Source organism: Paraburkholderia phenazinium (assembly GCF_900100735.1).
In the GTDB taxonomy this organism is placed as follows: domain Bacteria; phylum Pseudomonadota; class Gammaproteobacteria; order Burkholderiales; family Burkholderiaceae; genus Paraburkholderia; species Paraburkholderia phenazinia.
In genome coordinates this window covers 106,959-130,231 of record NZ_FNCJ01000021.1, presented here as the reverse complement: position 1 = coordinate 130,231, position 23,273 = coordinate 106,959, and the positions used below count along the sequence as shown (strand labels likewise).

General features: G+C 61.1%; 20 protein-coding genes. 11 read left to right on the top strand and 9 right to left on the bottom strand.

Annotation, left to right across the window (positions count from 1 at the left end; all coding sequences use genetic code 11):
- Positions 1-9 precede the first annotated feature (9 nt).
- The 4 genes from BLQ92_RS32865 to BLQ92_RS32850 are packed head-to-tail and all read right to left on the bottom strand — an operon-like array spanning position 10 to position 3,575.
- Positions 10-837 carry an amidohydrolase family protein gene (locus BLQ92_RS32865; RefSeq protein ID WP_090692608.1) on the bottom strand — a complete coding sequence of 276 codons (828 nt, stop codon included), beginning with the start codon at positions 835-837 and terminating at the stop codon, positions 10-12.
- The gene (locus tag BLQ92_RS32860; RefSeq protein WP_090692604.1) at positions 837-1,673 is read right to left on the bottom strand and encodes an SDR family NAD(P)-dependent oxidoreductase; all 837 of its coding nucleotides are present in this window, start codon (positions 1,671-1,673) and stop codon (positions 837-839) included. Before BLQ92_RS32860 ends, BLQ92_RS32865 begins: the two co-directional genes overlap by 1 nt.
- A gap of 10 nt (positions 1,674-1,683) precedes the next feature.
- The gene (locus BLQ92_RS32855) at positions 1,684-2,244 is read right to left on the bottom strand and encodes a carboxymuconolactone decarboxylase family protein (protein WP_090692600.1); all 561 of its coding nucleotides are present in this window, start codon (positions 2,242-2,244) and stop codon (positions 1,684-1,686) included.
- A gap of 23 nt (positions 2,245-2,267) precedes the next feature.
- The gene (locus BLQ92_RS32850) at positions 2,268-3,575 is read right to left on the bottom strand and encodes a cation:dicarboxylate symporter family transporter (protein WP_090692597.1); all 1,308 of its coding nucleotides are present in this window, start codon (positions 3,573-3,575) and stop codon (positions 2,268-2,270) included.
- 375 nt (positions 3,576-3,950) lie between these two features.
- On the opposite strand from BLQ92_RS32850, the gene BLQ92_RS32845 reads away from it, so the two are divergent.
- Together BLQ92_RS32845 and BLQ92_RS32840 are read left to right on the top strand one after the other, a co-directional pair.
- Positions 3,951-4,907 (top strand): LysR family transcriptional regulator, encoded by a 957-nt coding sequence (locus tag BLQ92_RS32845; protein WP_090692593.1) that lies wholly within the window; start codon positions 3,951-3,953, stop codon positions 4,905-4,907.
- Between the two features lie 53 nt (positions 4,908-4,960).
- Positions 4,961-5,752: an IclR family transcriptional regulator gene (locus tag BLQ92_RS32840; protein ID WP_090692590.1), complete on the top strand. Its 792-nt coding sequence runs from the start codon at positions 4,961-4,963 to the stop codon at positions 5,750-5,752.
- 17 nt (positions 5,753-5,769) lie between these two features.
- Here BLQ92_RS32840 and BLQ92_RS32835 read toward each other — a convergent pair whose 3' ends face one another.
- Positions 5,770-7,104 carry an MFS transporter gene (locus BLQ92_RS32835; RefSeq protein WP_090692586.1) on the bottom strand — a complete coding sequence of 445 codons (1,335 nt, stop codon included), beginning with the start codon at positions 7,102-7,104 and terminating at the stop codon, positions 5,770-5,772.
- 249 nt (positions 7,105-7,353) lie between these two features.
- Here BLQ92_RS32835 and BLQ92_RS32830 point away from each other — a divergent pair, with 249 nt between their 5' ends.
- Positions 7,354-8,136 (top strand): enoyl-CoA hydratase/isomerase family protein, encoded by a 783-nt coding sequence (locus tag BLQ92_RS32830; RefSeq protein WP_090692583.1) that lies wholly within the window; start codon positions 7,354-7,356, stop codon positions 8,134-8,136.
- Between the two features lie 17 nt (positions 8,137-8,153).
- Positions 8,154-10,325 (top strand): acetate--CoA ligase family protein, encoded by a 2,172-nt coding sequence (locus tag BLQ92_RS32825; protein WP_090692579.1) that lies wholly within the window; start codon positions 8,154-8,156, stop codon positions 10,323-10,325.
- Positions 10,326-10,467: 142 nt separating this feature from the next.
- On the opposite strand, the gene BLQ92_RS32820 is transcribed toward BLQ92_RS32825, so the two are convergent.
- Positions 10,468-11,169 (bottom strand): YoaK family protein, encoded by a 702-nt coding sequence (locus tag BLQ92_RS32820; RefSeq protein ID WP_090692574.1) that lies wholly within the window; start codon positions 11,167-11,169, stop codon positions 10,468-10,470.
- 298 nt (positions 11,170-11,467) lie between these two features.
- Here BLQ92_RS32820 and BLQ92_RS32815 point away from each other — a divergent pair, with 298 nt between their 5' ends.
- Both BLQ92_RS32815 and dctA read left to right on the top strand, forming a co-directional pair.
- A complete protein-coding gene (locus BLQ92_RS32815; RefSeq protein WP_090692570.1) occupies positions 11,468-12,391 on the top strand; it encodes a LysR family transcriptional regulator in 924 nt (307 codons plus the stop codon).
- A gap of 33 nt (positions 12,392-12,424) precedes the next feature.
- Complete coding sequence (gene dctA, locus BLQ92_RS32810) at positions 12,425-13,732, top strand: C4-dicarboxylate transporter DctA (protein WP_090692565.1); 1,308 nt, start codon at positions 12,425-12,427, stop codon at positions 13,730-13,732.
- A 40-nt stretch (positions 13,733-13,772) separates the two neighbouring features.
- On the opposite strand, the gene BLQ92_RS32805 is transcribed toward dctA, so the two are convergent.
- The 3 genes from BLQ92_RS32805 to BLQ92_RS32795 all read right to left on the bottom strand — a co-directional run bounded on the left by BLQ92_RS32805 (position 13,773) and on the right by BLQ92_RS32795 (position 16,836).
- A complete protein-coding gene (locus BLQ92_RS32805) occupies positions 13,773-14,555 on the bottom strand; it encodes a substrate-binding domain-containing protein (RefSeq protein ID WP_090692561.1) in 783 nt (260 codons plus the stop codon).
- A 53-nt stretch (positions 14,556-14,608) separates the two neighbouring features.
- Complete coding sequence (tcuC, locus tag BLQ92_RS32800; RefSeq protein WP_090692556.1) at positions 14,609-15,904, bottom strand: MFS transporter; 1,296 nt, start codon at positions 15,902-15,904, stop codon at positions 14,609-14,611.
- A gap of 233 nt (positions 15,905-16,137) precedes the next feature.
- Positions 16,138-16,836, bottom strand: coding sequence for a FadR/GntR family transcriptional regulator (locus tag BLQ92_RS32795; protein ID WP_090692552.1), 699 nt, complete (start codon positions 16,834-16,836; stop codon positions 16,138-16,140).
- A gap of 560 nt (positions 16,837-17,396) precedes the next feature.
- On the opposite strand from BLQ92_RS32795, the gene BLQ92_RS32790 reads away from it, so the two are divergent.
- The 5 genes from BLQ92_RS32790 to BLQ92_RS32770 all read left to right on the top strand — a co-directional run bounded on the left by BLQ92_RS32790 (position 17,397) and on the right by BLQ92_RS32770 (position 23,258).
- Complete coding sequence (locus BLQ92_RS32790; protein ID WP_244896706.1) at positions 17,397-18,905, top strand: sugar ABC transporter ATP-binding protein; 1,509 nt, start codon at positions 17,397-17,399, stop codon at positions 18,903-18,905.
- Complete coding sequence (locus BLQ92_RS32785; RefSeq protein WP_090692548.1) at positions 18,902-19,918, top strand: ABC transporter permease; 1,017 nt, start codon at positions 18,902-18,904, stop codon at positions 19,916-19,918. Before BLQ92_RS32790 ends, BLQ92_RS32785 begins: the two co-directional genes overlap by 4 nt.
- A gap of 81 nt (positions 19,919-19,999) precedes the next feature.
- On the top strand, positions 20,000-20,944 hold the full coding sequence (locus tag BLQ92_RS32780; RefSeq protein ID WP_090692543.1) for an ABC transporter substrate-binding protein: 945 nt from the start codon (positions 20,000-20,002) through the stop codon (positions 20,942-20,944).
- Between the two features lie 110 nt (positions 20,945-21,054).
- Positions 21,055-22,065 (top strand): zinc-binding alcohol dehydrogenase family protein, encoded by a 1,011-nt coding sequence (locus BLQ92_RS32775; protein ID WP_090692539.1) that lies wholly within the window; start codon positions 21,055-21,057, stop codon positions 22,063-22,065.
- 2 nt (positions 22,066-22,067) lie between these two features.
- Complete coding sequence (locus tag BLQ92_RS32770) at positions 22,068-23,258, top strand: mannitol dehydrogenase family protein (RefSeq protein ID WP_090692534.1); 1,191 nt, start codon at positions 22,068-22,070, stop codon at positions 23,256-23,258.
- The last annotated feature ends 15 nt before the right edge of the window (positions 23,259-23,273 follow it).

The window sequence follows — 23,273 nt, the reverse complement described above, 5'->3', positions numbered from 1 at the left end:
AGTCCACCGTTAAAAATACAGACGCCGTGGGTTATCCACGAGTACCGCCTCTTTCGTTTTGTCATCGCCGCAAACGTCCTGGACGAACCTGAGCAGACACGCGTCGTCCGGAACGTTGCCCTGCACGTTCGGGTGCGGCCAGTCCGTGCCCCAGATGGCCCGCTCCGGGGCAGCGGCGAGCAACATCCTTGCGACGGGTATCGCCGCGGTCCAGGATGACGGCACACCTTTCATCATCCGGTCAACACCAGATAACTTGATCCAGCGTTTCGTGTGACGAAGATGTTTTGCCAGTTCCTTGAGCCGTGATTCATCGGGTTCGCGCGTCGCTTCCTCGCGCCCCATGTGGTCGATCACCAGTGGGATATCCAGATCGCTCCATGCGTCAAGCACCGGCAGGAGCTGCCGCAGTTGGCCGTGCAGCAGGGCATGCCACCCGAAAGGCTTTATCCGCTCAACGAGCACGCGCAACTGGTCCAGATTGCGCTCTCCCGGTAGATGCCCCATGAAGTTGAAACGAATCCCTCGAATTCCGCCGTCGTGCATTTTCTGCAACGTTGCGTCGTCGGCTGTGCCGTCGATTAGCGCCACACCGCGGTAGCGGCCCTCAGTGATCGCGAGTGCGGCAAGCAACGCGCGATGATCCGTCCCATAGCAGGCGGCCTGAACCAGCACGCCGTGGGAAATGCCGAGTCCCTGATGCATTTCCAGCAAGCGGGTCATCGGCGCTTCAGCTGGCCGGTAGGCAGCATCATCGGGAAGCGGAAACGACTTCCACGGGCCGTAGATATGGGTGTGGCAGTCCCACAATCCGCCTGCCTGGGCGCTCACCATCATCAATCGCACCGCGCGGTCATACCACCGTCCACAACGATCTCGGTACCCGTAATGAACCGGGCTTCGTCCGAGGCAAGGAACAGGGCAGCGTTTGCCGTATCGCGTCCATCGCCCATGAATCCAAGCGGGATACGCGCGACCCGGCTTTCGAGCAGCTTGTCCACATCCCCACCGGCCCGTTGACCGGCCAGTCGGACTTCAACCATCGGCGTGTGAAGTTGGCCCGGGACAACGGTATTGACGCGGATGCCCTTTTTTGCGTACTCGACAGCGACGACTTTTGAGAGTTGGATCACCCCTGCCTTGCAAGCTGCGTAGGCGACCTGCGCGGACCCCGTCCAGCGAATGCCCGAGGTCGATGCCGTGTTGACGATCGCCCCACTTCCCTGCTCTTCCATAACAGGCAGGACGTGCTTGCAGGTCAGGTAGACACTTTTGAGATTGAACGCCACCTGGGCATCCCATTTGTCCTCCGGCAGTGCTACCGGACCGCCAGAAGCAGAGCCGCCGACGTTGTTGACCAGAATGTCCACCCGGCCATATTTGCCCCTGCATGCAGCGACCATTGCCTCCACTGCTGCGCTGTCGGTAACATCGCACGTGTGCGCGGTTACTTCGCCACCTGCTTCTCGTGCACGGCGCACCGTCTCATCCATCGCCTCCGCACTTTTGTCGACGGCGAACACGGTCGCACCTGCCTGCGCAAAAAGGACCGCGACGGCGCGTCCATTGCCCCATCCCGGGCCTACGCAACCTGCCCCGGTGACAATTGCCACTTTTCCCTTAAGGCGGCCTGCGTAATTGCTGAAATGGCTGCTGTTCAATGACGTTTCCATAGTAGTTACCTCAATCAAATGTGTTGGGCAGTTCGGGCGCGACGCCAGCCGGAGGTGGCACCTCGAACACCTTGATCGTCATCGAGATCAGGGTGTAATAGCCGGCGATGCCGACCAGATCAACGAGTCCGTTCTGTCCTATGGCGCGCGCGAGGTCGCTATAAAGCTGATCACTGATTGCGCGATTCTCATGAAGTTGTTTCATGAAGGCATAGACCAGTGCTTCATCCTGCTGCGCGAACGTGGGCTCCCGCCCATCGCGGATAGTGTCGATGACCTCCAGCGACAAACCGGCTTCGAGCGCGAATGGTTTGTGCGCAGCCCACTCGTATTCCGCGAGCCAGTGTCGACCCATCAGCAGGATGGCGAGTTCTGATAGTCGGGGCGCAATGCTGCTGTCGTACCGGCAATAGCGTCCGAGTGCCTGTGCACGGTCCGCCAGCTGCGGACGGTGCAGCCAGACTGCGAGGGGTCCGCGGACTCCCTTGCGAGGCCCGCTCGCAATCGAGTCGTAGACTGCGCGCTGCTCTGGATCGAGGCGATCAGGGTCAATGGGAGATATGCGCTGCATGAATTTTTCCTTTGACGATATATTCAGTTCGACTGGACTGCGCCGGCCTGGGCCGCGGGCTTGCGAAGCTTCAGACAGGAACTACGGGGCCGCTTGCCGGTTTCCCGCGCATAAGCTTCCGCGTCGAACGCACCTTCCCAGCGGGAAATAGCAAACACCGCCATCGTGTTGCCCACAACGTTGACGAGGGCGGTAGCGGTGGCCATCACGCGATCGATACCAAAGAGGAGTCCCAGGCCACCTACCGGTAGCGTGTGAACTGATTGCAGGGTTGCCGCGAGTTTGACAAAAGCGCCCCCTGCGACAGTTGTGCCGCCTTTCGACGTGAGACTGAGGATGGCGAGCAGTCCAAGCTGTTGCCAGAGAGAGAACGGCGTGTCGGTCGCCTGCGCGATGAACCCGATGGCGATTGCCATATAGATCGATGTGCCGTCCAGGTTGAAGCTATAACCCGCCGGGAGGACGAATCCGACAACGACTTCATCGCACCCAGCCTTCTGCAGCTTTTCGACCAGTCGCGGAAACGCGACCTCGCTTGACGCCGTACCGAATATCAGCAGGATCTCGTCACGGATCAGCCGGAGAACGCTGAAAAATGGCAGCCCGATCCCCCAGCTAATGGAACCGAGCACACCGAACACGAAAAACAAGGACGTGACGTAGTACAGAACAATGACCTTGAGAAGATAGACGAGCGTCATTCCGCCGTAGCTGCCTATCGCCGCGGCCATCGCGCCGAACGCGCCAAGCGGTGCAAGTTTCATAATGAAGGCCAGCATCCGGAACAGGACGTTCTGTGCCTCATCGATTCCCCGCAGGATGACGGAGTCGGCGCCCACCGCCATGTTCAGCGCCAGCCCGGCAAGCAGCGATATGATGAGGACCTGAACGATATCTCCCTTTGCGAACGCGTCGACGAGGGTATGCGGTATCAGGCTAAGCAGGTAATTGACCGCCGAGATATTGGCGGCGCCCGAGGTTGTTTTGAGCGCCTCTGCGCTCTCGGCAATGTTCGAAGCGTGAAGACCCGCCCCCGGCTGGAACAGGTTGACCATCGCAAAGCCGAGCACCATGGCAAAAGTGCTGACAACCTCAAAATAAACGAGGGACTTCACGCCCATCCGGCCCAGCATGCGCAGATCCTTCACATGCGCCAGTCCCTGAACCAGCGTGCAGAAGATTATCGGTGCGAGCATCATTTTCAGCAGCGCGATAAATCCCTGTCCGAGCGGCTTCATGGCAATCGCAGACTGGGGTGCAGCGAGACCAAGTACAACTGCGCATGCAAGGCCAATCAGTACCTGGACATGCAGTTTTCTTAGGACGTTCATTAGGTATCCTACGTGTACCACTGCGAAGCGACAGCAGATAGACGACTGCAAGCCTTGTCGTATGAGCAGTGCCCGAACGAAAACCTTTAGCTATTCCGACGGCATCCCTCGCCGGGAGCGCCGTGGAAGCTGCGGGTTTGACTAGGGTCGCGCCAAAGCGCCGGTCAGATTGAGAGCCGCCGCGTAGGCCAGCCGTTCGAGACCCGGGCGCTATCAGACGTAGGAAAGCAATGAAAGACTGGAAGGTACAGCATGATGTCTCCAAAATTTGCGAACTGCTCTTGTATTTGCGTTAAGCATATCGGTCGGCCAATACTTTGACAAAGACCGTTAAAACATGTATTCCTATGCTTTTCTGGCATAGCTTCTCCTGTCATGGACCTCCGGGAACTACGAAGTTTTGTGCATGTTGCCCGTGCGGGTAGCTTCAGCAGGGCTGCTTCGGACCTGTACATCGCGCAACCAGCGCTCAGCAGACAGATCGCGAAACTGGAGACGGACATCGGCGTCCCGCTACTGGTTCGCCACGGTCGTGGAGTAAGGCTGACGGCAGCAGGAGCGCGTCTGCTGGAAAGAGCAGAGTTGATCATTCACATGGTTAGCGAAACCGGGGAACAGGTCCGGGCCAGTTCCGACGAGGACCGGGGCCATCTCGCCGTCGGATTACCGCCGACAATCGGGATGTTGATAGGTGCCGAACTGATCCGGGATTTCAGGACCCTATGGCCTCGGGTCAGCCTGCACATGCGCGAAGGTCTCAGCAGCTCGCTCCAGGAGTGGGTACTGGACAAGCGCGTCGACCTCGCGGTCGTTTATAACCAGCCATTGCTCGATTCTTTCGATGTCCGGCCCCTGTTCAGTGAACCCATGTTCCTCGTGGGACCGCCTGGGGCGCAGTCAGCCAGGCGCGAATATCAGGTCCGGGATCTCGGGGACATCCCGCTGATCCTGCCTGGGCTCCCGCATAGCAACCGCCGGCTAATCGAGCAGGCGGCAATTCAGCACGGTGTACGGCTACGTGTAGAACTCGAAGTCGACAGCGTCGCACTAACAAAGCAACTCGTGAAATCGGGGGCGGGTTATTCAATTCTCACCTATATCGCGATCCAGCAGGAAGCGGCTCGCGGCGAGCTTACGGCGCTCAGCATCGAGCGGCCTGCGATCCGTTCGACCGTCGCTATTACGACGCTGCGAGAAAGCCGCCCGTCGCGTCTTGTCAATGCGTGGTCCACGTTACTGCAGGAAAAACTTCGCGGGCTCACCTCAAGCGACGCATGGAAATCTGATGTCGTCTGGCTGCAGGGGCGAGATCTGACAGACCCGGGACGTTGATCGGCAAGCCGGGCATTCGCGCTTCACGCGGCAACTTCGACATCAAACATTAAATGGCAAATCGTAAAGGTGCATTACCGGTCGCCACGCCGTCCAGATTGAATCGCTCGCTCGAGCGCGGGATCGAACTGCTTCGCGCGTTTGGCCCCGGTGCGGCGCTTCTCGGCAACGGAGATCTGGCCGAACGAACCGGTTTGCCAAAGGCGACCGTGAGCCGTCTGACGCGAACCCTCGTGCAGGAAGGTTATCTCGAGCACGATGCGGCGCGCCGGGCCTACAGGCTTGGCCTGCCGGTACTGAGTCTTGCACAGGCATTGCGTAGCGGGTCGACCGTACTGAGTGCCGCAGGCCCACTTATCCGTGAAACGGCCCAGCAATTGCACATCAATGTCGGGATTGCAGGGGCCGACCGGCACGAAATGGTCTACCTTGAGTCAATCCGCTATAACCAGCGCGCGTCCTTGCGTACCATCGTGTCAGGGCAACGCGTGCCCATGGAGCTGACGTCACTCGGCCGGGCCTATCTCGCGATGCAGCCGAAGGAGAATTTCACGCTGCTAATGGACACCTTCCAGCGGCGCGGACGAAATGACTGGGCAATGCTTGCGCGTGAAATCACCAGCGCCGTCGAAGCAGTACATCGCAACGGATTCTGTGTGGCGAGCTGGCAACCCGAAGTCATCGCGCTCGCCACACCACTCGTCATCCCGGGACACCAGGTGCTTGTGCTTAACTTTAGCGTACGCACCACAACGTCTCAGGACAGCATCGTGCGTGAACTGGCGGCGAGGCTGCTGCGCCTGCGCGACGATATCACCGCTGAATGCGCACGTCTCGAGGGCTAAGCGCCTGCATGCCGCCATCACTCACGGCGTTCGCTGATCGCCCGCGCGGGGATGCCGAGCACAACCGCAAGACCGCCGAGAATTGAAACGACCGACACCGCATACAGGCCCATTGCGCTGCTGCCGAAGTGGGTCGACGCAAAGCCGATCACAGTCGGAGCCGAAATGCCGCCGAACTGACCGAGACTGCTGATGAGACCAATGCCACTCGCTGCGACGGTGCTCGACAGGTAAGCTGGCGGGATCGTCCAGAAAAGCGACAACATGCCGAGATAACCGGCAGTCGCGACGCACAGCAGCGCCACCAGTACGCCTGCGTGATTCGCCGCAGCAGGCAGAAGCGCGACGCCGAACGCAGCCATCAGCGCGCTCGCCATAAAGTGCCACCGCCGCTCCAGCATGCGGTCCGAGTTGCGCCCGAGCAGGTACATCGCAGCAGCGCCGACCACATAAGGAATGGCAGACAGAAGCCCGATATGCCAGAAATTTGTTACACCGCTTTTCTGGATCACGCTTGGCGCCCAGATATGCACGACGATGCTCGCCCACGGTACGCTGAAATACGCGAAGGTCAGAAAGTAGAACTTCGGCTCCTTCAGTGCCACCCAGATCGAACCGTGCGCGCGGCCGGCTTTCGTCTGCGCGTCGCGCTTCAACTCGCTAAGCAGAAACGCCTTTTCGTCGTCCGAGAGCCAGGTGGCCTGCTCCGGGCGGTCGGTCAGATAGGCATAAGCGAATAGTCCGGCGACCACCGATGGCAAGCCTTCGAGCAGAAACAGCCATTGCCAGCCCTTGTAATCGAATAAGCCCGACATACTGTTCAGTATCCACCCTGACAACGGTCCGCTGATGATCCCCGACACGCAGATCGCCGTCATGAAGATTGACGTGACGCGCGCCCGGCGCGCTGCGGGAAACCAGTAGGTGAAGTAGAGAATGACGCCCGGGAAAAAGCCTGCTTCGGCTGCGCCCAGTAAAACCCGAGCGATATAGAACTGCGTGGGAGTATGGACGAACGCCGTGCCCGCTGAGACGATGCCCCACAATACCATGATGCGCAACAGCGTCTTTCTTACACCGACCCGGGCGAGCCACAGATTGCTCGGCACCTCAAAGAGCATGTAGCCGACATAGAACAGACCGACGCCCAGCCCGAAAGCGGCATCCGAGAGGCCAATGTCTTTTGAGAACTGGAGGTGCGCAAAACCGACATTCGCACGGTCCAGATAAGCAAAGACGTAGCACACAAAAAGGAACGGCAATAGCCGCCAGGTGACTTTCCGGTAGACGCCTTCTGCTTCAGGCTGCCCGGTGGCGCTGTCATCGATTGAACTGGAAGGGGCTACCTGCATGGTGTCTCCGGTCTTTATAAGTGGTCACAGGTGCGTCGTGTATGTGCCCTGCGTTGAATTCATTATCGACGCCGGAAGGACGCTGACAAGAGCTCAATTCCACACAGTGAAACTGAGGCAGCTGACCGAACGACCAGCGCGTTAGTTTCACTGTGTGGAATTGGAGTGATGTCTTCGGCAGGATGTACGGCTAAGCTGCACTAACGCGATCAAGCAGTCCGCGACGTCAATTCCCCTATCGAGACACGCATGAACCCATCGACCATTCAAGTCACCATCGAATCCCGGATCGCCACGATCACGCTAAATCGTCCGGAAAAACGCAACGCCATCTCCAACGAGATGCGCCTCGAACTGGTCACAGCACTAGAGGAAGTGTCACGAGACCGTCAGGTGCGTGCGGTGGTCCTGACGGGCAACGGTAAAGGCTTCTGCGCGGGCGGTGACGTAAGCGGCATGGCTGAGCGCATGCAGGCCCCCGCCGGAGAGATTGCATTCAACGGCTGGTCGCGCCAACAGCTCGTGCATCACACGGTCAACCTCCTCTACTCCATGCCCAAACCGACTATTGCCGCAGTGAACGGAGCGGCCGCTGGCCTCGGCGCCGACATGGCACTCTCGTGTGACTTCGTTATCGCGTCAGAGGAAGCAAGTTTCGCATGGAGTTATATCAAGCGCGGTCTGATTCCCGACGGTGGCGGCATGTACTTTCTGCCGCGCCGCGTGGGGCTCGCCCGTGCCAAGGAGCTTGTTTTCAGCGGGCGCAAGGTCGATGCAAAAGAAGCGTTGCAACTCGGCATCGCGGATCGGGTCAGCGCACCCGCCGCTCTCCTGGGTGACGCGCACGCATGGGCTGCGGAATTGAGCGTCGGCTCGCCCACCGCCCTCGCACTCGGCAAGTCGATTCTCAACCAGAGCTACGAGCTCTCTGCGCCGCAGGTATTCGCGCAGGGCAGCCAGGCACAGGCCGTCTGTTATACGAGCGGCGAGCATCGCGACGCGGTACTCGCGTTCCTGAACAGAAGCAAATGAGCGCCAGGGAGACCAACATGAATGCTATTTCCAGACTGATGCGCCCTGCGAGCGTAGCGGTGATCGGCGCCTCGGCGGACTCGGCGAAGACTGCCGGTCGACCGGTAGCTTACCTCAGGAAGCACGGTTTCGAAGGCGACATCTATCCCGTGAATCCGCGCTATGAGACCATTGACGGCCTGCGCTGCTATGCCGATGTGAAGTCGTTGCCCCATGCGCCCGATGTCGGCATCGTACTGCTAGGTGCCGAACGCGCCCATCTTGCGGTCAAGGAACTGGCCGATCGCGGCACTAGCGCGGCGATCGTTCTGGCAAGCGGCTACGCGGAGACTGGTCAGGAAGGCGCACAACGGCAGTCGCAACTCGTCGAAGCGGCTGGAACCATGCGCCTGCTTGGGCCGAATACCATCGGGCTCGTCAATCTGACTGACCGCATCACGCTGTCGGCAAGCGGCGCATTGGAGACCGATCGCTTTACCGTCGGTGGGATCGGTGTGGTGTCGCAAAGCGGCGGGATTCTTGGTTCGTTGCTGTCGCGGGCAGCCGCACGCGGAATCGGCCTGTCGAAGCTCGTGTCGACCAGCAATGAAGCCGACCTCGACATGGCGGACTTCGTCGACTATCTCGTCGACGACGATGCAACGTCTGTTATCGCCTTGTACATGGAGGGATTGCGCCATCCGGACAGGTTCCGCCGCGCCGCATTGCGCGCGCAGGCCGCGGGTAAGCCGGTCGTGGTGTTCAAGATTGGCCGGTCGGAGTCCGGCGCCCGTTCCGCCGTCTCGCACACGGGCGCCATGGCAGGTTCCGACCGGATGTATGACGCGCTCTTCGGGCAGGTCGGCATCATTCGCGCGCAGACCTTCTCAGACCTGCTCGACATCCCTCATGCGCTTGCCACACGCCGTACGCTGCCCGGAAAACGGGTCGCCATCCTGACATCGACAGGCGGTGCCGGCACGCTCGTCGCCGACAGTCTGGGCATGGCGAACTTCGAGACGCCGCCGCCTGACGAGGCGACCGCTGTGCGCTTGCGCGCATTGCAAACGGGCGATCATGCGGTACTCGACCGCAACCCGATTGACGTGACGCTGGCCGGCTTGCAACCAGATCTTCTGCGCGGCGCAATCCGTACGCTGCTTGATAGCCCAGCCTATGACGCGGTAGTCGTGATTGTCGGATCGTCGGGGCTCGCGATGCCTGACCTGATGGCTGGTGCGATCCGCGACTCTCTGCCGGGCAGCGACAAACCCGTAATGGCCTTCGTGAGCCCTCATGCGCCGGAAATCACACGCCTGCTGAACGAACAGGACGTCCCCGCATTCGTCTCGCCGGAAAGCGTGACGAGTGCACTCGCGGCAATGTGGTCCCACGGTGAAAACATGCGCAGTGCTTTGCGTTCGGACGACCGCCCGCCTGTAGCGGAAGTCGACACAATCGACCTCCCGGCCGGCTCCCTGAATGAAGCACAGGCTAAAGCGCTCTTCGCAAGCTTCGGCGTGGCGTCGGTACGCGAACGGACGGTGGGTAGCGTGGTGGAAGCTGAAATGGCCGCCCGCGAACTCGGTGGCAAGGTCGTGCTCAAGTTACTGTCGAGTGAGATTACGCACAAGAGCGAAGTCGGTGGCGTGGCGGTCGGCCTGAACGTCGACCAGATCGGCTCGCGCCTGAACCGCATGCGCGATGATGTCCAGACCGCGACTGGCGTGTCGGCAAATGCCTTCCTGGTGCAGGAAATGGTAAGCGGCGGAACCGAACTGATTCTTGGTCTTCATCGTGATCCGCTCGGCACCGCATTGCTACTCGGCATGGGCGGCGTCACGGCCGAGCTGTTCAAGGACACCACGATGCGACTGCTGTCCCCCGACGCGCCGCTCGCGCGTGAAGAAGCACTTGCGATGATCCACGAACTGAAAACGTGGCCGCTGCTCGACGGATTCCGTGGACGGCCTCGCGCCGACGTCGAGGCGCTTGTGGACGCAATCGTTTCATTCTCGCGCATGGCCATGCAACTCGGAGACAGGATCGTCGAGGCGGAAATCAATCCGCTCTTCGTGCTTCCCGTGGGACAGGGCGTGCGTGCCGCTGATGGTGTAGCCGTGCTCGCGCCAGAAACGCTTGATGAGTTACCAGACGCGGGGCAGATCGCCTTCGCGGTGGCCGCGTCCGGCTCGACGCTCGCGCGATAGTCGGCAAACTGGCCGGACAGGACGTCCCTAGTTTCGACAGAACAGGCAGTCTGACCTCCCGCCATTATCTGGCGGGGGCCGCGGCGCTTCTTGCGCCAGCAAATGCGGTGAACATCGTTAGGATAATTAACGGACATTAACATCACTCGCCGGAACTTTGCGCGGCGGCCTCGTCGCCGCGCCGGCGAACCAGCAGGACTATCTGTAGAAGCGCTGCAACAAGAAGTAGCACCGCAAGCCAGAGTGCACCGTCATGCAGCGCCCGTGTGCTCACGCCTCCTAAAACCGCGCCAGCAAAAAAGCAGAAACCTGCCATACCAAGCAGTGACGCATCGTGCAACGCAGCCCTATCGTAGTTCGGGATAAAGCCCTCCATAAGCTTCTTCGCAGCTCGCCGCAGATTTCCTGTCGTCATGACTGATGTATAGGTCAGCTTCTCCACGTGCGTAAATGATAACGTCTGCAAAGTGGCGACAAACGAAATGCCGGGGATAAGCCAGGCGTCCAAGTCACCGAGCAGACCGCTTGCCGCCACGGCCAAAAAGACGATCTCGAGTAGCAGACAAACGAGCGCCGGACGACGGATCGATGGCTTGAGGGCATCGAGGCGCAGAAGATGAACGACAAATACCGCGAAGACGAAAGCGATCAAGGGAGGGATGTGCCGGGCCGCTTGAGCCCACTGTCCTGCGGCTATCTGAATGCCGAGAAGTGCGACGTTCCCCGTCATCGTGTTGGCAAATACGCCACCATGCCCGACATACGTGAATGCGTCCAGAAAGCCGCCCGACAACGTCAACAGCATAGCGACACTACGATTTCGACTTGCCGAATCAAAGTCCATCTCTCTGACTCCTGTTTCACATCATTCGAGCAAATATACCGGTTGCAGGCCTCTTCGCAATCTGTGGATCGAACTCAGCGCTCGTTCGTAGCCCGAACTCAAAGCCGGAAATAGCTCGAATGGCTAGCATCCGTCTCACTACGAGGACGATTGATAACCCGATGCATCAATCATTCAAAACCAACGACCCAAGGTTCGTAGTATGGATCAGGGACTGCATAGACGCGCGCCATCGCGGCGGCGTAGTCCCGGCAGAATCATGCAAAATACTCGGCATCTGACATGCGGAGGCTGGCCCGTGGGAATTAACTTCGATTTGACCGACTTGCAGGCGTTTCGCGCGGTGGTGGAGCTGGGAAGCTTCCGAAAGGCCGCCGAGGCGATCAGCATTTCGCAGCCCGCGTTGAGTCGCCGGATCGACAAACTGGAGGAAGCGCTCGGCGTGCGGTTGTTCGAGCGCACCACGCGCAGTGTCACGCTGACCACCATCGGCCGCGTGTTTGCGCCGAGCGCCGAGCAACTGCTGGACGATCTCGACGTCGCACTGCTCGGCATCCGCGATGTCTCATCGAGCCGCCTGGGGCGTGTGACTATCGCGTGCGTGCCTTCGGTGGCCTACTACTTTCTGCCGAACGTCATCGCAAGCTATCATCGCCGGTTTCCGCGCATCAGGGTCAAGCTGCTGGACTCGAGCGCGAATGAGGTGCTTGGCGCCGTCATCAGTGGCGAGGCCGACTTCGGCGTGAGCTTTATGGGCAGCCAGGAGCCTGATATTGAGTTCAAGATGCTGCTGCAGGAGAGGTTTGTTGCTGCCTGCCGCCGCGACCATCCCCTCGCGCTCAAGAAGCGCGTGACCTGGAACGAGCTGTACGAGCACGAATACGTTTCCGTGGACAAGACTTCCGGTAACCGCCTGTTGCTCGACCAGGCGCTCTCAGCCGTGGCGCCGCGTGCGCCGAGCGTGTGCGAGACGCGGCACGTCACGACCATGCTCGGACTGGTTGAAGCGGGGATCGGTGTCGCCGCGGTGCCATCAATGGCTATGCCCGGACATGACCACCCTATCCTCACAAGCGTGCCGCTCGTCGAACCGGTGGTGAAACGACGCGTGGGAATCGTGAAACGGCGCGGACGGCCGCTGACACCGGCCGCAGAGGAGTTTCACCGGGCGATCATCGACGCGAAGCGCGGCGGCGTAGCAATCGGCGATGCGTCGACGTGACGCTCCTGGGAATACAACAAGGAAGGCCGCATCGTGAGGTTGGCAAGACCGCTCAATTCGCTCTACATGCAGGTCCTGCTGGCCATGGCGCTCGGTATGACCGTCGGTCACTTCTGGCCGTCGGCAGGCGCGATGCTCAAGCCGCTCAGCGATGCGTTCGTCGGCCTCGTGCGGATGATGATCGCGCCAATCGTCTTTTGCACGATCGTGTCGGGCATCACGTCGCTGGCGAATCGGCAGGCCATCGGGCGCACGATCGTCCGGGCGCTGGCGCTTTTCTATCTGCTGACGGCCGTCGCGCTCGCGCTCGGGCTCTTCACCGCGTTCGTGCTGCGACCTGGCGCCGGCATGCACATCGACGTGCACCATCTGGATTCGAGCATCCTTGCGCAATATACGAAGCATACGCAAGCGCGCGGGCTTGTGGAGTTCGGGCTAAGCCTGATCCCGGAGACGATGCTCGGCGCATTCGAGAAGGGCGAGGTGCTGCCGGTGCTGCTGCTGTCGCTGCTCTTCGGCTTCTCGCTGAGTTCGCATCCGAGCGCCGGCCGGCCGGTGCTCGCGCTGATCGACGGCGTCGCCCAGATTCTCTTTCACGTCCTCGCGATGATTATGCGACTCGCTCCGCTCGGGGCATTCGGCGCGATGGCTTTCACGGTCGGCCGCTTCGGCATCCGCTCGGTCGGCTCGCTCGCCATACTGATGGTGTCGTTCTACGTCGCATGCGCGCTCTTCCTTGTGCTGGTGCTCGCGCCGCTCGCGCGGTTGCACGGCTTTGCGCTCTGGCGACTCTTACGCTACCTGCGCGAGGAATTGCTGATCGTCCTCGCAACATCGTCCACTGAGCCCGTACTGCCGCGCCTGATCGTCAAGCTGGAGTCGCTGGGCTGCGACAAAGGAGTGGTGGGGCTCGTACTGCCCGCGGGCTATTCGTTCAATCTCGACGGCACTGCGATCTATCTGACGCTCGCGTCGCTGTTCATCGCGCAGGCGTGCGATGTGCCGCTTTCCGCGCCGCAGATCGCGACGATGCTTGCCGTCATGTTGCTCACTTCCAAGGGCGCGGCCGGTGTGTCCGGCAGCGGGCTGGTCGCGCTCGTCGCAACGCTCACCGTGATTCCCGATCTGCCGGTCGCCGGGGTGGCACTTCTGGTGGGCGTCGACCGCTTCATGTCCGAGGCGCGCGCGCTGACAAGCGTGATCAGCAACGCCTGCGCAGTGATCTTCGTTTCGATGTGGGAGGGTGCGTGCGATCGGACACGTCTCGCGCAGAGGCTCAGCGCGGCCAGACCCAGCCGCCCGGACTGCGCCGATGATGCCGCGGCAGACACCCCCACGTGACGGGAAGGCTGTCCGGCGCAGGCCTGCCCGTGACGCTGCGTCAATGTGCGGCGACGGAATCGAGCCCGGTCGCTCTCACTCCCGCTTGCACGTCGGGTGACGCGAGATAGTCGAGCAGCGCCTTCGCTTCCTTCGGATGCTGCGCGCCGACGGGAATACCGGCCGCGAAGCGCGTGACGGACTGCAGGGACTCAGGAATCTTGCCGGCGAAGGTTGCGCCCTGGACGGGCAGCAGTTCGCTCACCTGCTGGAAGCCGATTTCATAATCACCGTTCGCGACCACCGAGGCCACCGGAATCCGCGGGACCATCTTGGCCTTCGACTTCACCTGCTCGTCGATGCCGAGCTTCTTGAACAACTCCCGCTCGATATAGACGCCGCTCGCGCTGTCCGAGTAAGCGATCGATTTCGCATGCAGCAGCGCCTGCCTGAGGCCCTCGGCCGTGCTGATGTCCGGCTTCGCCGCACCTTCGCGCACGACCATGCCGATGCGCGAGTCGGCCAGCTCGACTCGAGATCCGGGGATGACCTTGCCTTGCTTGATCAGCTCGTCAAGCGCGTAACCGACCATGATGACGGCGTCGGCGGGCTCGCCGCGCGCGAGCCGGTTCGGAATTGCTTCGGGCGACTTGCCCATCGACGGGCCGAGCGCGGTATCGAGCGTGTTGCCCGTCCGGGACTCGAACTGGGGGCCGAGCAGCTTGGAGGCGGCGGTGAAGCCGCCCGAGCTCATCACATGCAGTTCGGCGGCCCGCACGTTTGCCGTAATCGCCGAAGTAACGACGAGCGCGGTCGCGCAAAGTTTCAGGAGTAGATTTTTCATAGTTATGGTCTTGCAGAATCGAGTGTTTGTGAGCATGCGGGACGGACCCGGCGTCAGCGCGCAGGAGTCAATGTCGCTGCACGGTGGCGATAGAGTGCGAAAGTCGCAAGAAACGCGCACAACGCGGCAAAGCTCATCCAGTAGCCGGGCGCGGCCTTGTCGCCTGTCATATGAATGAGCGCGGTCGAGATGGCCGGCGTGAAGCCGCCGAACACGGCGGTAGCCAGGCTGTAGGCGAGCGAGAAGCCTGCAACGCGCACTTGTACCGGCATCACTTCAGTGAGCGCGACGACCATCGCGCCGTTATAAATCCCGTACATGAACGAGAGCCAGAGGAGGACGAGCAGCATGTTGACGAACGACGGCGCGTGAGCGAGCAGCGAGAGCGCGGGATATGCCGTCGCTATGGTAAGCATCGTCATGCCAACGAGAAGCGGCCGGCGGCCGATCTTGTCGGATAGCGCGCCGCCGATCGGCAGCCACACGAAGTTCGACACGCCCACGCAGAGCGTCACAAGCAGACTGTCGGCGGTGCTCAGGTGCAGGACCGTCTTGCCGAATGTCGGTGCGTAGACCGTGATGAGATAGAAGCTCGTGGTGGTCATCGCCACCAGCATCATGCCGGCAACCACGATGCCCCAGTTCTGAACCAGCGTACCGAAAACCTCCTTCATGCCCGGACGATGCTTGCGTGCCTTGAACTCCTCGGTTTCCTGCAGGTTGCGGCGCAGCATGAAGATAAACGGCACGATCATGCAGCCGACAAAGAACGGGACGCGCCATCCCCACGAGGCGATGGCCGACGCGCTCAACCATTGATTAAGCGCGAAGCCGAGGCCCGCAGCGACGACGATCGCGACCTGCTGGCTTGCCGACTGCCAGCTAGTGAATAGGCCCTTGCGACCGGGCGTCGCCATCTCCGCGAGATACACCGACACGCCGCCCAGCTCGGCGCCTGCCGAGAAGCCCTGCAGCAGCCGCCCGAACAGTACGAGCGCGGGGGCGAGCAGGCCGATCGTCGCGTAGCCCGGTACGAACGCGATCAACACAGTGCCACTCGCCATGATGCCGAGCGTGACAATGAGGCCCTTGCGGCGGCCAACGTCGTCGATGTACGCACCGAGCACTATCGCGCCCAGCGGCCGCATCAGGAAGCCGGCGCCGAAGACTGCGAACGTCATCATCAACGAAGCGAACTCGCTCGCGGCGGGAAAGAAGACGGCGGCGATCTGCGTCGCGTAGAAGCCGAACAGAAAGAAGTCGAACTGCTCGAGGAAATTCCCGGCCGTTACGCGGAAAACCGCAGCGGCCTTCGAATGTCCGGTCGGAAGGCTAGACGAGGGATGCATCGGGGTGTCTCCTGAAATCCAGAAACCCCGCGAGGGGCCCGGTCGATTGTCATTTTGACAATATTCACCCGGCGCCTGATAAACGATAAGTGCAAATATTGGAATGATTGATGTTCATTTGTTATCAATCGATGTCCATCGAGAACCCACTTCGATCTCGGCGTCCATGCACCACAGCGTGAGAGGCCGGCAACATTTAGTGAACGCATGTGTGCAAAGACGCTTACAAGACATCATCCCGTCTCAGTCCACCGTATCTCGGATGCCTTCAGATGGCTGCGCATCGCCGATTGAGCAGCGAGCGGGTCGCGCTCCTCGAGTGCGCGATAAATCGTCTCATGCTCCTCGAGCGCTGCCGCCCAGGTTTGCCCCGTTTCCGCGTGCCCGCTGAGACGCGCTGAAATCGGACTATGGCGCTCATCAAATAGCTCAGTCACCATCCGGACCAGCACGAGATTGCCGGTCATCTCGGCGATACCCACATGGAACGCGCGATCATGATCGAGCGGGGAACGCCCCGCCTTGATCTGAGCGCGCATCCCATCGAGCGTCTCGCGCAGGCGGGCCAACCGCTCCGGTGTAATCAGCGCGGCGGCCAACACGATCAGCGAGCCTTCCAGTACCGCGCGTGCCTGCATCAACTCGGACGGACTTTCGCCCAAGGCGACGGTTGCATTCTGCGAACGCTCGGGCGTCCGGCACACGTAGACACCGGAACCCTGGCGAATCTCAACCGAGCCCGAAATCTCCAGTGCGATCAACGCTTCTCGCAATGAGGGCCGCGAAACACCCAGTTGCTGGGCGAGATCGCGCTCGGGAGGCAAACGTGCGCCCTGGGCGAAGCCACCCGACTGGATGAGCGCCCGTATCTGATCGGCGATGTGTTGATAGAGACGTTTCGTCTCGACCTGTTTGAGTTGGGTGCTTGTCAAGTAACCTCCCTGGAACCCGCATGTCGCCCGCCGCGCGAATGATCGGACTGCTTTTTGGTCAGGCCAATTTACCGCGACGAAAGCTCGATAGGGATTATAGGCCACCCGTGCGCATGGCTGCGCAATAAGCCTCCAGTCTGGGCGCTGGTCGCTCCACCCCTCGGCTTTCGCAGCCAGCGTCGGCCACGAAGACGATCGAGACCATCCATCAAAATCCAAAAGTGGCTTGACCAATTTACACTACGTATCTATGATCAATTTGCCCCCACCGTTCGCTGCCGCACCGGTTACGGGTTCGATTCGTAGAGAACAAAACCACGTACCCGCCCACCCGGCGGCGTCACGAATTGGAGACAGCCTTGCTGGAATTCTCAACACGGCCGGCGCCGCGCCGCGCTCTATCTGCGCGCCAGCATTCTGGTCATGCCCGCCTCGCAGTTGCTCCGGGCGAACATCGTACGTCTGCCCTGTCCGCCCGTGTATCGGCGTCCGAACCGGTAAACGCCCCGGCTGCCGATGCCCCCGCTCGCTCCTCACGGCCCGACGAGAACGGCGAATTATTGCGGCTCACGGGCGTGACCAAGCGCTTCCCGGGCGTCGTCGCACTGGACAGCGTCAGTTTCGACTTGCGGCGTGCCGAAGTCCATGCCGTTTGCGGAGAGAATGGCGCTGGCAAATCGACGCTGATGAAAATCATCAGCGGCCAGTACCCGCCCGACGATGGCTCCATCATTTATAAGGGCAGCGAATGCCGCTTCGCTTCGTCGCTCGACGCTCAAGCGGCAGGCATCGCCATCATTCACCAGGAGCTGAACCTGGTGCCGCACCTGTCGGTGGCTGAGAACATCTTTCTCGCCCGTGAACCGCGCCGTGGGGTATTCGTCGACCGGGCGCGCCTGCGTGCCGATGCGCAGCGCTGCCTCGACCGGCTCGGTGTCGACATCGCACCGGGAACACTCGTGCGCACGCTCCCGGTCGCGCAACGGCAAATGGTGGAAATCGCCAAGGCGCTCTCGCTGGACGCCGAGGTGCTGATCATGGATGAGCCGACGTCGTCCCTCACGGAGACGGAAACCCGCCAGCTCTTCAGGATCATTCACGAGCTGAAGCGCGCCGGCGTCGGAATCATTTATATCTCGCACCGGCTCGATGAAATGACCGAGATCGTCGACCGCGTCACCGTCATGCGCGACGGACGTTATGTGTCGACAGACGTGTTCCGCGAAACCACCATCGATAAGGTCGTCGCACGCATGGTCGGCCGTTCGCTCGAAGATAAATTTCCGCCGCGCACGTCCGTTCCGACCGGGGAGGTCTTGCTGTCGGTCGATCAATTGACGCGCGCGAATGTCTTCGGACCCGTCAGCTTTGAATTGCGGCGCGGCGAAATCCTGGGTTTCGCCGGCTTGATGGGTGCGGGCCGAACGGAAGTGGCGCGCGCGATCTTTGGCGCCGATCTACCCGACAGCGGCACGATCAGGCTAGGTCACGAGACCCTCGCGATCCGCTCGCCGATCGACGCGATCCGGCGCGGCATTGCGTACCTGTCGGAAGACCGCAAGGCCAACGGCCTGTCGCTCAACATGCCCGTCGCCAGCAATATCACGCTGGCCAACATGGATGCGGTCTCGAACCGCCTGGGTTTTATACGCTTCGCAACCGAGGCCGCCGTTGCCAAACGCTACGTGGACGCGCTGGGCATACGCACGCCGAGCGTCAGGCAGATCGCACGCAACCTGTCAGGCGGCAATCAGCAGAAGGTTGTCATCAGCAAGTGGCTGTTTCGCGACTCACGGGTGCTGTTCTTCGACGAGCCCACCCGCGGCATCGACGTCGGCGCCAAATTCGCGATCTATGAACTGCTCGACAAGCTCGCAGCGCAAGGCATCGGCGTGGTCATGATCAGCTCCGAGCTGCCCGAGATTCTCGGCATGACGGATCGCGTGGCCGTTTTTCATGAGGGCGACCTCGTGACGATCCTCGAGACCCGTCAAACGAGTCAGGAAGAAATCATGCATTACGCCTCGGGACGCGGAGGCGCTTCGGACACCTCGGGAGCTTCGCAATGAGCACGCTTACACGTCCCAGCCCTTCGCTTGCCAGCGAACGGCGCAAGGATCTGATTCAGAAATTTGCCGCCTTCGCCAGCCTGATTGTGATGATCCTGGTGTTCTCGTCCACAAGCGAGGCCTTCCATACCGTCGACAACGCGATGACCGTCGCGCTGCAGGTGACCTCGATTGCCTACCTTGGCGTCGCCGCGACCTGCGTCATCATCACGGGCGGCATCGACCTCTCGGTCGGCTCGGTCCTCGCGCTGTCCGGTGTCGTGGCGGCCCTCGCGGTGAAGGCCGGCATGCCGGTCACCGTCGGCATGCTGCTTGGCATCGCGATCGGCGCGCTGTGCGGCGCGGTGAACGGTCTGTGCGTGACGCGCATGCGCCTGCCACCGTTTATCGCCACGCTCGGCATGATGCTCGTGGCGCGTGGCCTGGCACTGCAAATCACCGGCGCACGCCCCGTGTCGGGGCTGGGTGAAGCCTTCGGCGTGCTCGGCAACGGCGCGCTGTTCAGGATCGAGACAATTGGGGCGGACGGCTTTCCGGACGTGAAGTTTCCAGGCATCCCCTACCCCGTGCTGCTGATGATTGTCATCGCGATCGCCGTGTCAATCATGCTAAGCCGCACCACGCTCGGCAGGCATATTTACGCGGTCGGCTCGAACGCCGAAGCGGCCCGGCTGTCCGGTGTCAATGTCGCGCGCGTGACGATGTTCACGTATGTGCTCTCCGGTGCGCTCGCAGGCGTCACCGGCTGCGTGCTGATGTCGCGACTGCTCACCGCGCAGCCGAATGAAGGCGTGATGTACGAACTCGACGCGATTGCCAGCGCGGTGATCGGCGGCACCTCGCTGATGGGCGGCGTCGGCACGATCTCCGGCACGGCGATCGGCGCTTTCGTGATCGGCATTCTGCGTAATGGGTTGAACATGAATGGAGTGTCCAGCTTCATTCAGCAAATCATCATCGGCCTGGTGATTCTGGGCACTGTCTGGATCGACCAGCTCCGCAATCGCCGGTGAAATCCATCGGCGGTTCGGACCGGCTGGTCTGCAGCGCCGAGAAGTCCATGTACGACAACAAATCCTCACAGGAGTAGAGACATGCGCACATTCCAACTAAGCCTGCTGGCCGCCACCCTGATGCTGGCCACCGGACTTGCTCGCGCCGCCGGCGGCGAGATCGCGGTTATCGTGAAGACATCGAGTTCCAACTACTGGCAGAACGTCCAGAAGGGCGCGAATGCGGCAATGGGTCAACTCAAGGGCTACACGATGACTTTCCAGGGCCCGGCGGCGGAAACCGCCATTGCCGACGAGGTCAACATGGTGGCGAACGCGGTGAATCGCAAGGTAGCCGGTATCGTGCTTGCTCCGTCCGATCCCGACGCGCTCGTGCCGGCCGTCAAGAAGGCGTGGGAAGCCCATATCCCGGTCGTTATCATCGATTCCGCGCTCTCCGATTCCGGCAAGCAGTACTACCAGTCATTCCTCTCGACCGACAACAGGAAGGCGGGCGAACTGTGCGCCAAAGCGCTGATCGGTCGCGTGGGCCAAACCGGCAAGGTCGCGGTCATGTCCTACGTGGCCGGTGCGGGCTCGGAAATCGGCCGGGTCGGCGGGTTCCGCGACTATCTGAAGGCACATTCGCAATTGCAGGTGGTGGGACCTTTCTATTCCAACTCGCAGATGGCGACTGCGCTCAATCAGACCACCGACACATTGACCGCCAATCCCGACCTCAAAGGCATTTTCGGCGCGAATGAGCCAACCGCGGTCGGCATGGGCCGCGCGCTAGAACAGTCCGGCAAAGCCGGCAAAGTGGTGGCGATCGGCTTCGACGGCAATCAGGATCTCCAGGGGTTCGTCAAGGACGGCACGCTTGCCGCCACCGCCGTGCAGGGGTCGTACCAGATGGGAGAGCTAGGCGTGAAGACGGTGGTCAATCTGATCGAAAAGAAGCCAGTGTCGAAGAACCTCGATACCGGCGTGGTAATGGTGACCAAATACAATATCGACAAGCCTGAAGCGAAGAACGTGCTGTATTGATCGTCCTGGCGGATCCGGGCGGCTCGATCGAAATCGCGCCCGGCTGCCGCCGCAAGACGTACTCGAACTAACGCTGCGCCGGTCGAAACGGCGACGAAATAAGGATTGCTATGCTTACGGTGATATGCGAGACGCCAGGAACGCTGAGCGCACAGGAAAGGCCTAAACCCGAAACGGGAGAAAACGACGTGCTGTTGCGCGTCAAGCGTGTTGGCGTATGCGGTACGGACTTGCATATTTTCACGGGAAATCAGCCTTATCTGGCCTATCCGCGCGTGATGGGCCATGAGTTGTCGGGCATCGTCGAACAGGCGCCGCCCCACAGCGGACTGGCGGCCGGCGACCAGGTCTTCGTGATGCCGTATCTGTCGTGCGGCCAATGCATTGCGTGCCGCCGCGGCAAGACCAATTGCTGCGTGAATATCCAGGTGTTGGGCGTGCATCGAGACGGCGCGTTCACCGAGTACCTGAGCGTTCCCGCGCAGTTCGTCCACAAAGCCGAAGGCATCACGCTCGATCAGGCGGCCATGGTCGAATTCCTTGCGATCGGCGCGCATGCAGTCAGGCGCGGCGACGTGAAGCAGGGTGAACGCGTGCTCGTAGTCGGTGCGGGGCCGATCGGCATGGCGGTCCTGACCTTCTGCAGACTGCGCGGCGCGACGGTGACCGCCCTCGACACGCGTGCGGACCGGCTCGATTTCTGCGTCAAACATCTAGGCGCCGCCGCAGCGGTGCAGATTGGCGACGGCGATCACGCGCAATTGTCGGAACTGACGGACGGTGACTTCTTCGATGTGGTGTTCGACGCAACCGGCAACCCCAAAGCAATGGAACGCGGTTTCCAGTTCATCGCCCATGGCGGCCGGTATGTACTCGTTTCCATCGTGGCTGACACAATCACTTTTTCAGACCCCGAGTTCCACAAGCGCGAAGCCACATTGATCGGCAGCCGCAATGCGACGCTCGAGGATTTCGATACGGTCATCAAGGCCATGCGGGCCGGCCAAATCCCGGACCGCGCGCTGAATACGCATCGACTGGCGTTGGCCGATGTCCCTGCTCACTTTGCGACACTGCTCGATCCCGCCGGCGGTGTCGTCAAAGCTATCGTGGAATGTTAGCGATGCGCCCTTCGCATGAGGAAGTACAGGCACAGGCCGCACCTCTCACACAACCCATTCTGCAATTCGGCACGAGCCGTTTCCTGCAGGCGCATGTCGATTTATTCGTCTCAGAGGCGCTCGAGTCCGGCCAACAAGGCGCGGCGCCAGGCGGCATTGCCGTGGTTCAGACCACAGAAAGCGCCGACAGCGCCGCGCGCATCGCCGCGCTCGCGAACGGCAGCGGGTATCCGGTGCAGATACGGGGACTGCATTCGGGCCAATTGATTGATGTAACACTGACCGGACGGGCCATCCGCCAGGCTGTGCACGTGCGCAGGGATTGGGCTCTCGTCCGCGAGGCGATGTCCGGTCCCGTGCGGATCATTGTTTCGAACACAGGGGACCAGGGTTATCAACTCGATGAACGCGATAACGCTCGCGCTTTCGCCGACCCGAGTCGCGTACCGCACAGCTTCCCCGCCAGACTGCTGTCCCTCTTGCACACACGATGGCAAAACCAGCCCGACGCACCGCTATCGCTGTTTCCTTGCGAGCTGATCGAGAAAAACGGTGAAGTTTTAAGAGGCATCGCCGTGGAATTGGCGTTGCAATGGCACATGCCCGATGAGTTTATCCGCTATCTGACTGACCATTGCGCGTGGGCCAATTCGCTGGTCGATCGAATCGTCTCAGAGCCGATCCGCCCTGTGGGCGCGATTGCGGAACCTTACGCACTGTGGGCGATAGAACAGCAGCCACGGCTGCAGGTACCGTGCGTACATCCTTCGATCGTGCTCACTGATAATCTCCACTATTTTGAGCGGCGCAAGCTGTTCCTGCTGAATCTCGGGCATTCCTTTCTCGCCGAGCGCTGGTTACGCGACGCGCGCACATCCGGCGAGACGGTCTACGGCGCGATGAACGACCCTATCCTGCGGGCAGAACTTGAGGCGGTTTGGCACGAGGAAGTTTTACCCGTATTCGAGGCCACAGGTCAGCGGGATGATGCGCTGGCCTATGTGGCACAACTCCGAGAGCGGTTGCTCAATCCCTTTCTCGCGCACCGTCTCGCCGATATCGCACAGAATCACGCGCAGAAGAAGCAACGCCGGATAGTCCCATTGCTGGCGTTGGCGGCCTCCCTGACACAAACCAACGGCACGCGGATCGAGCAACCACGTCTGACAGAAATGATTGGTACCGGAATCTGACGTGGTGTTTGCCGT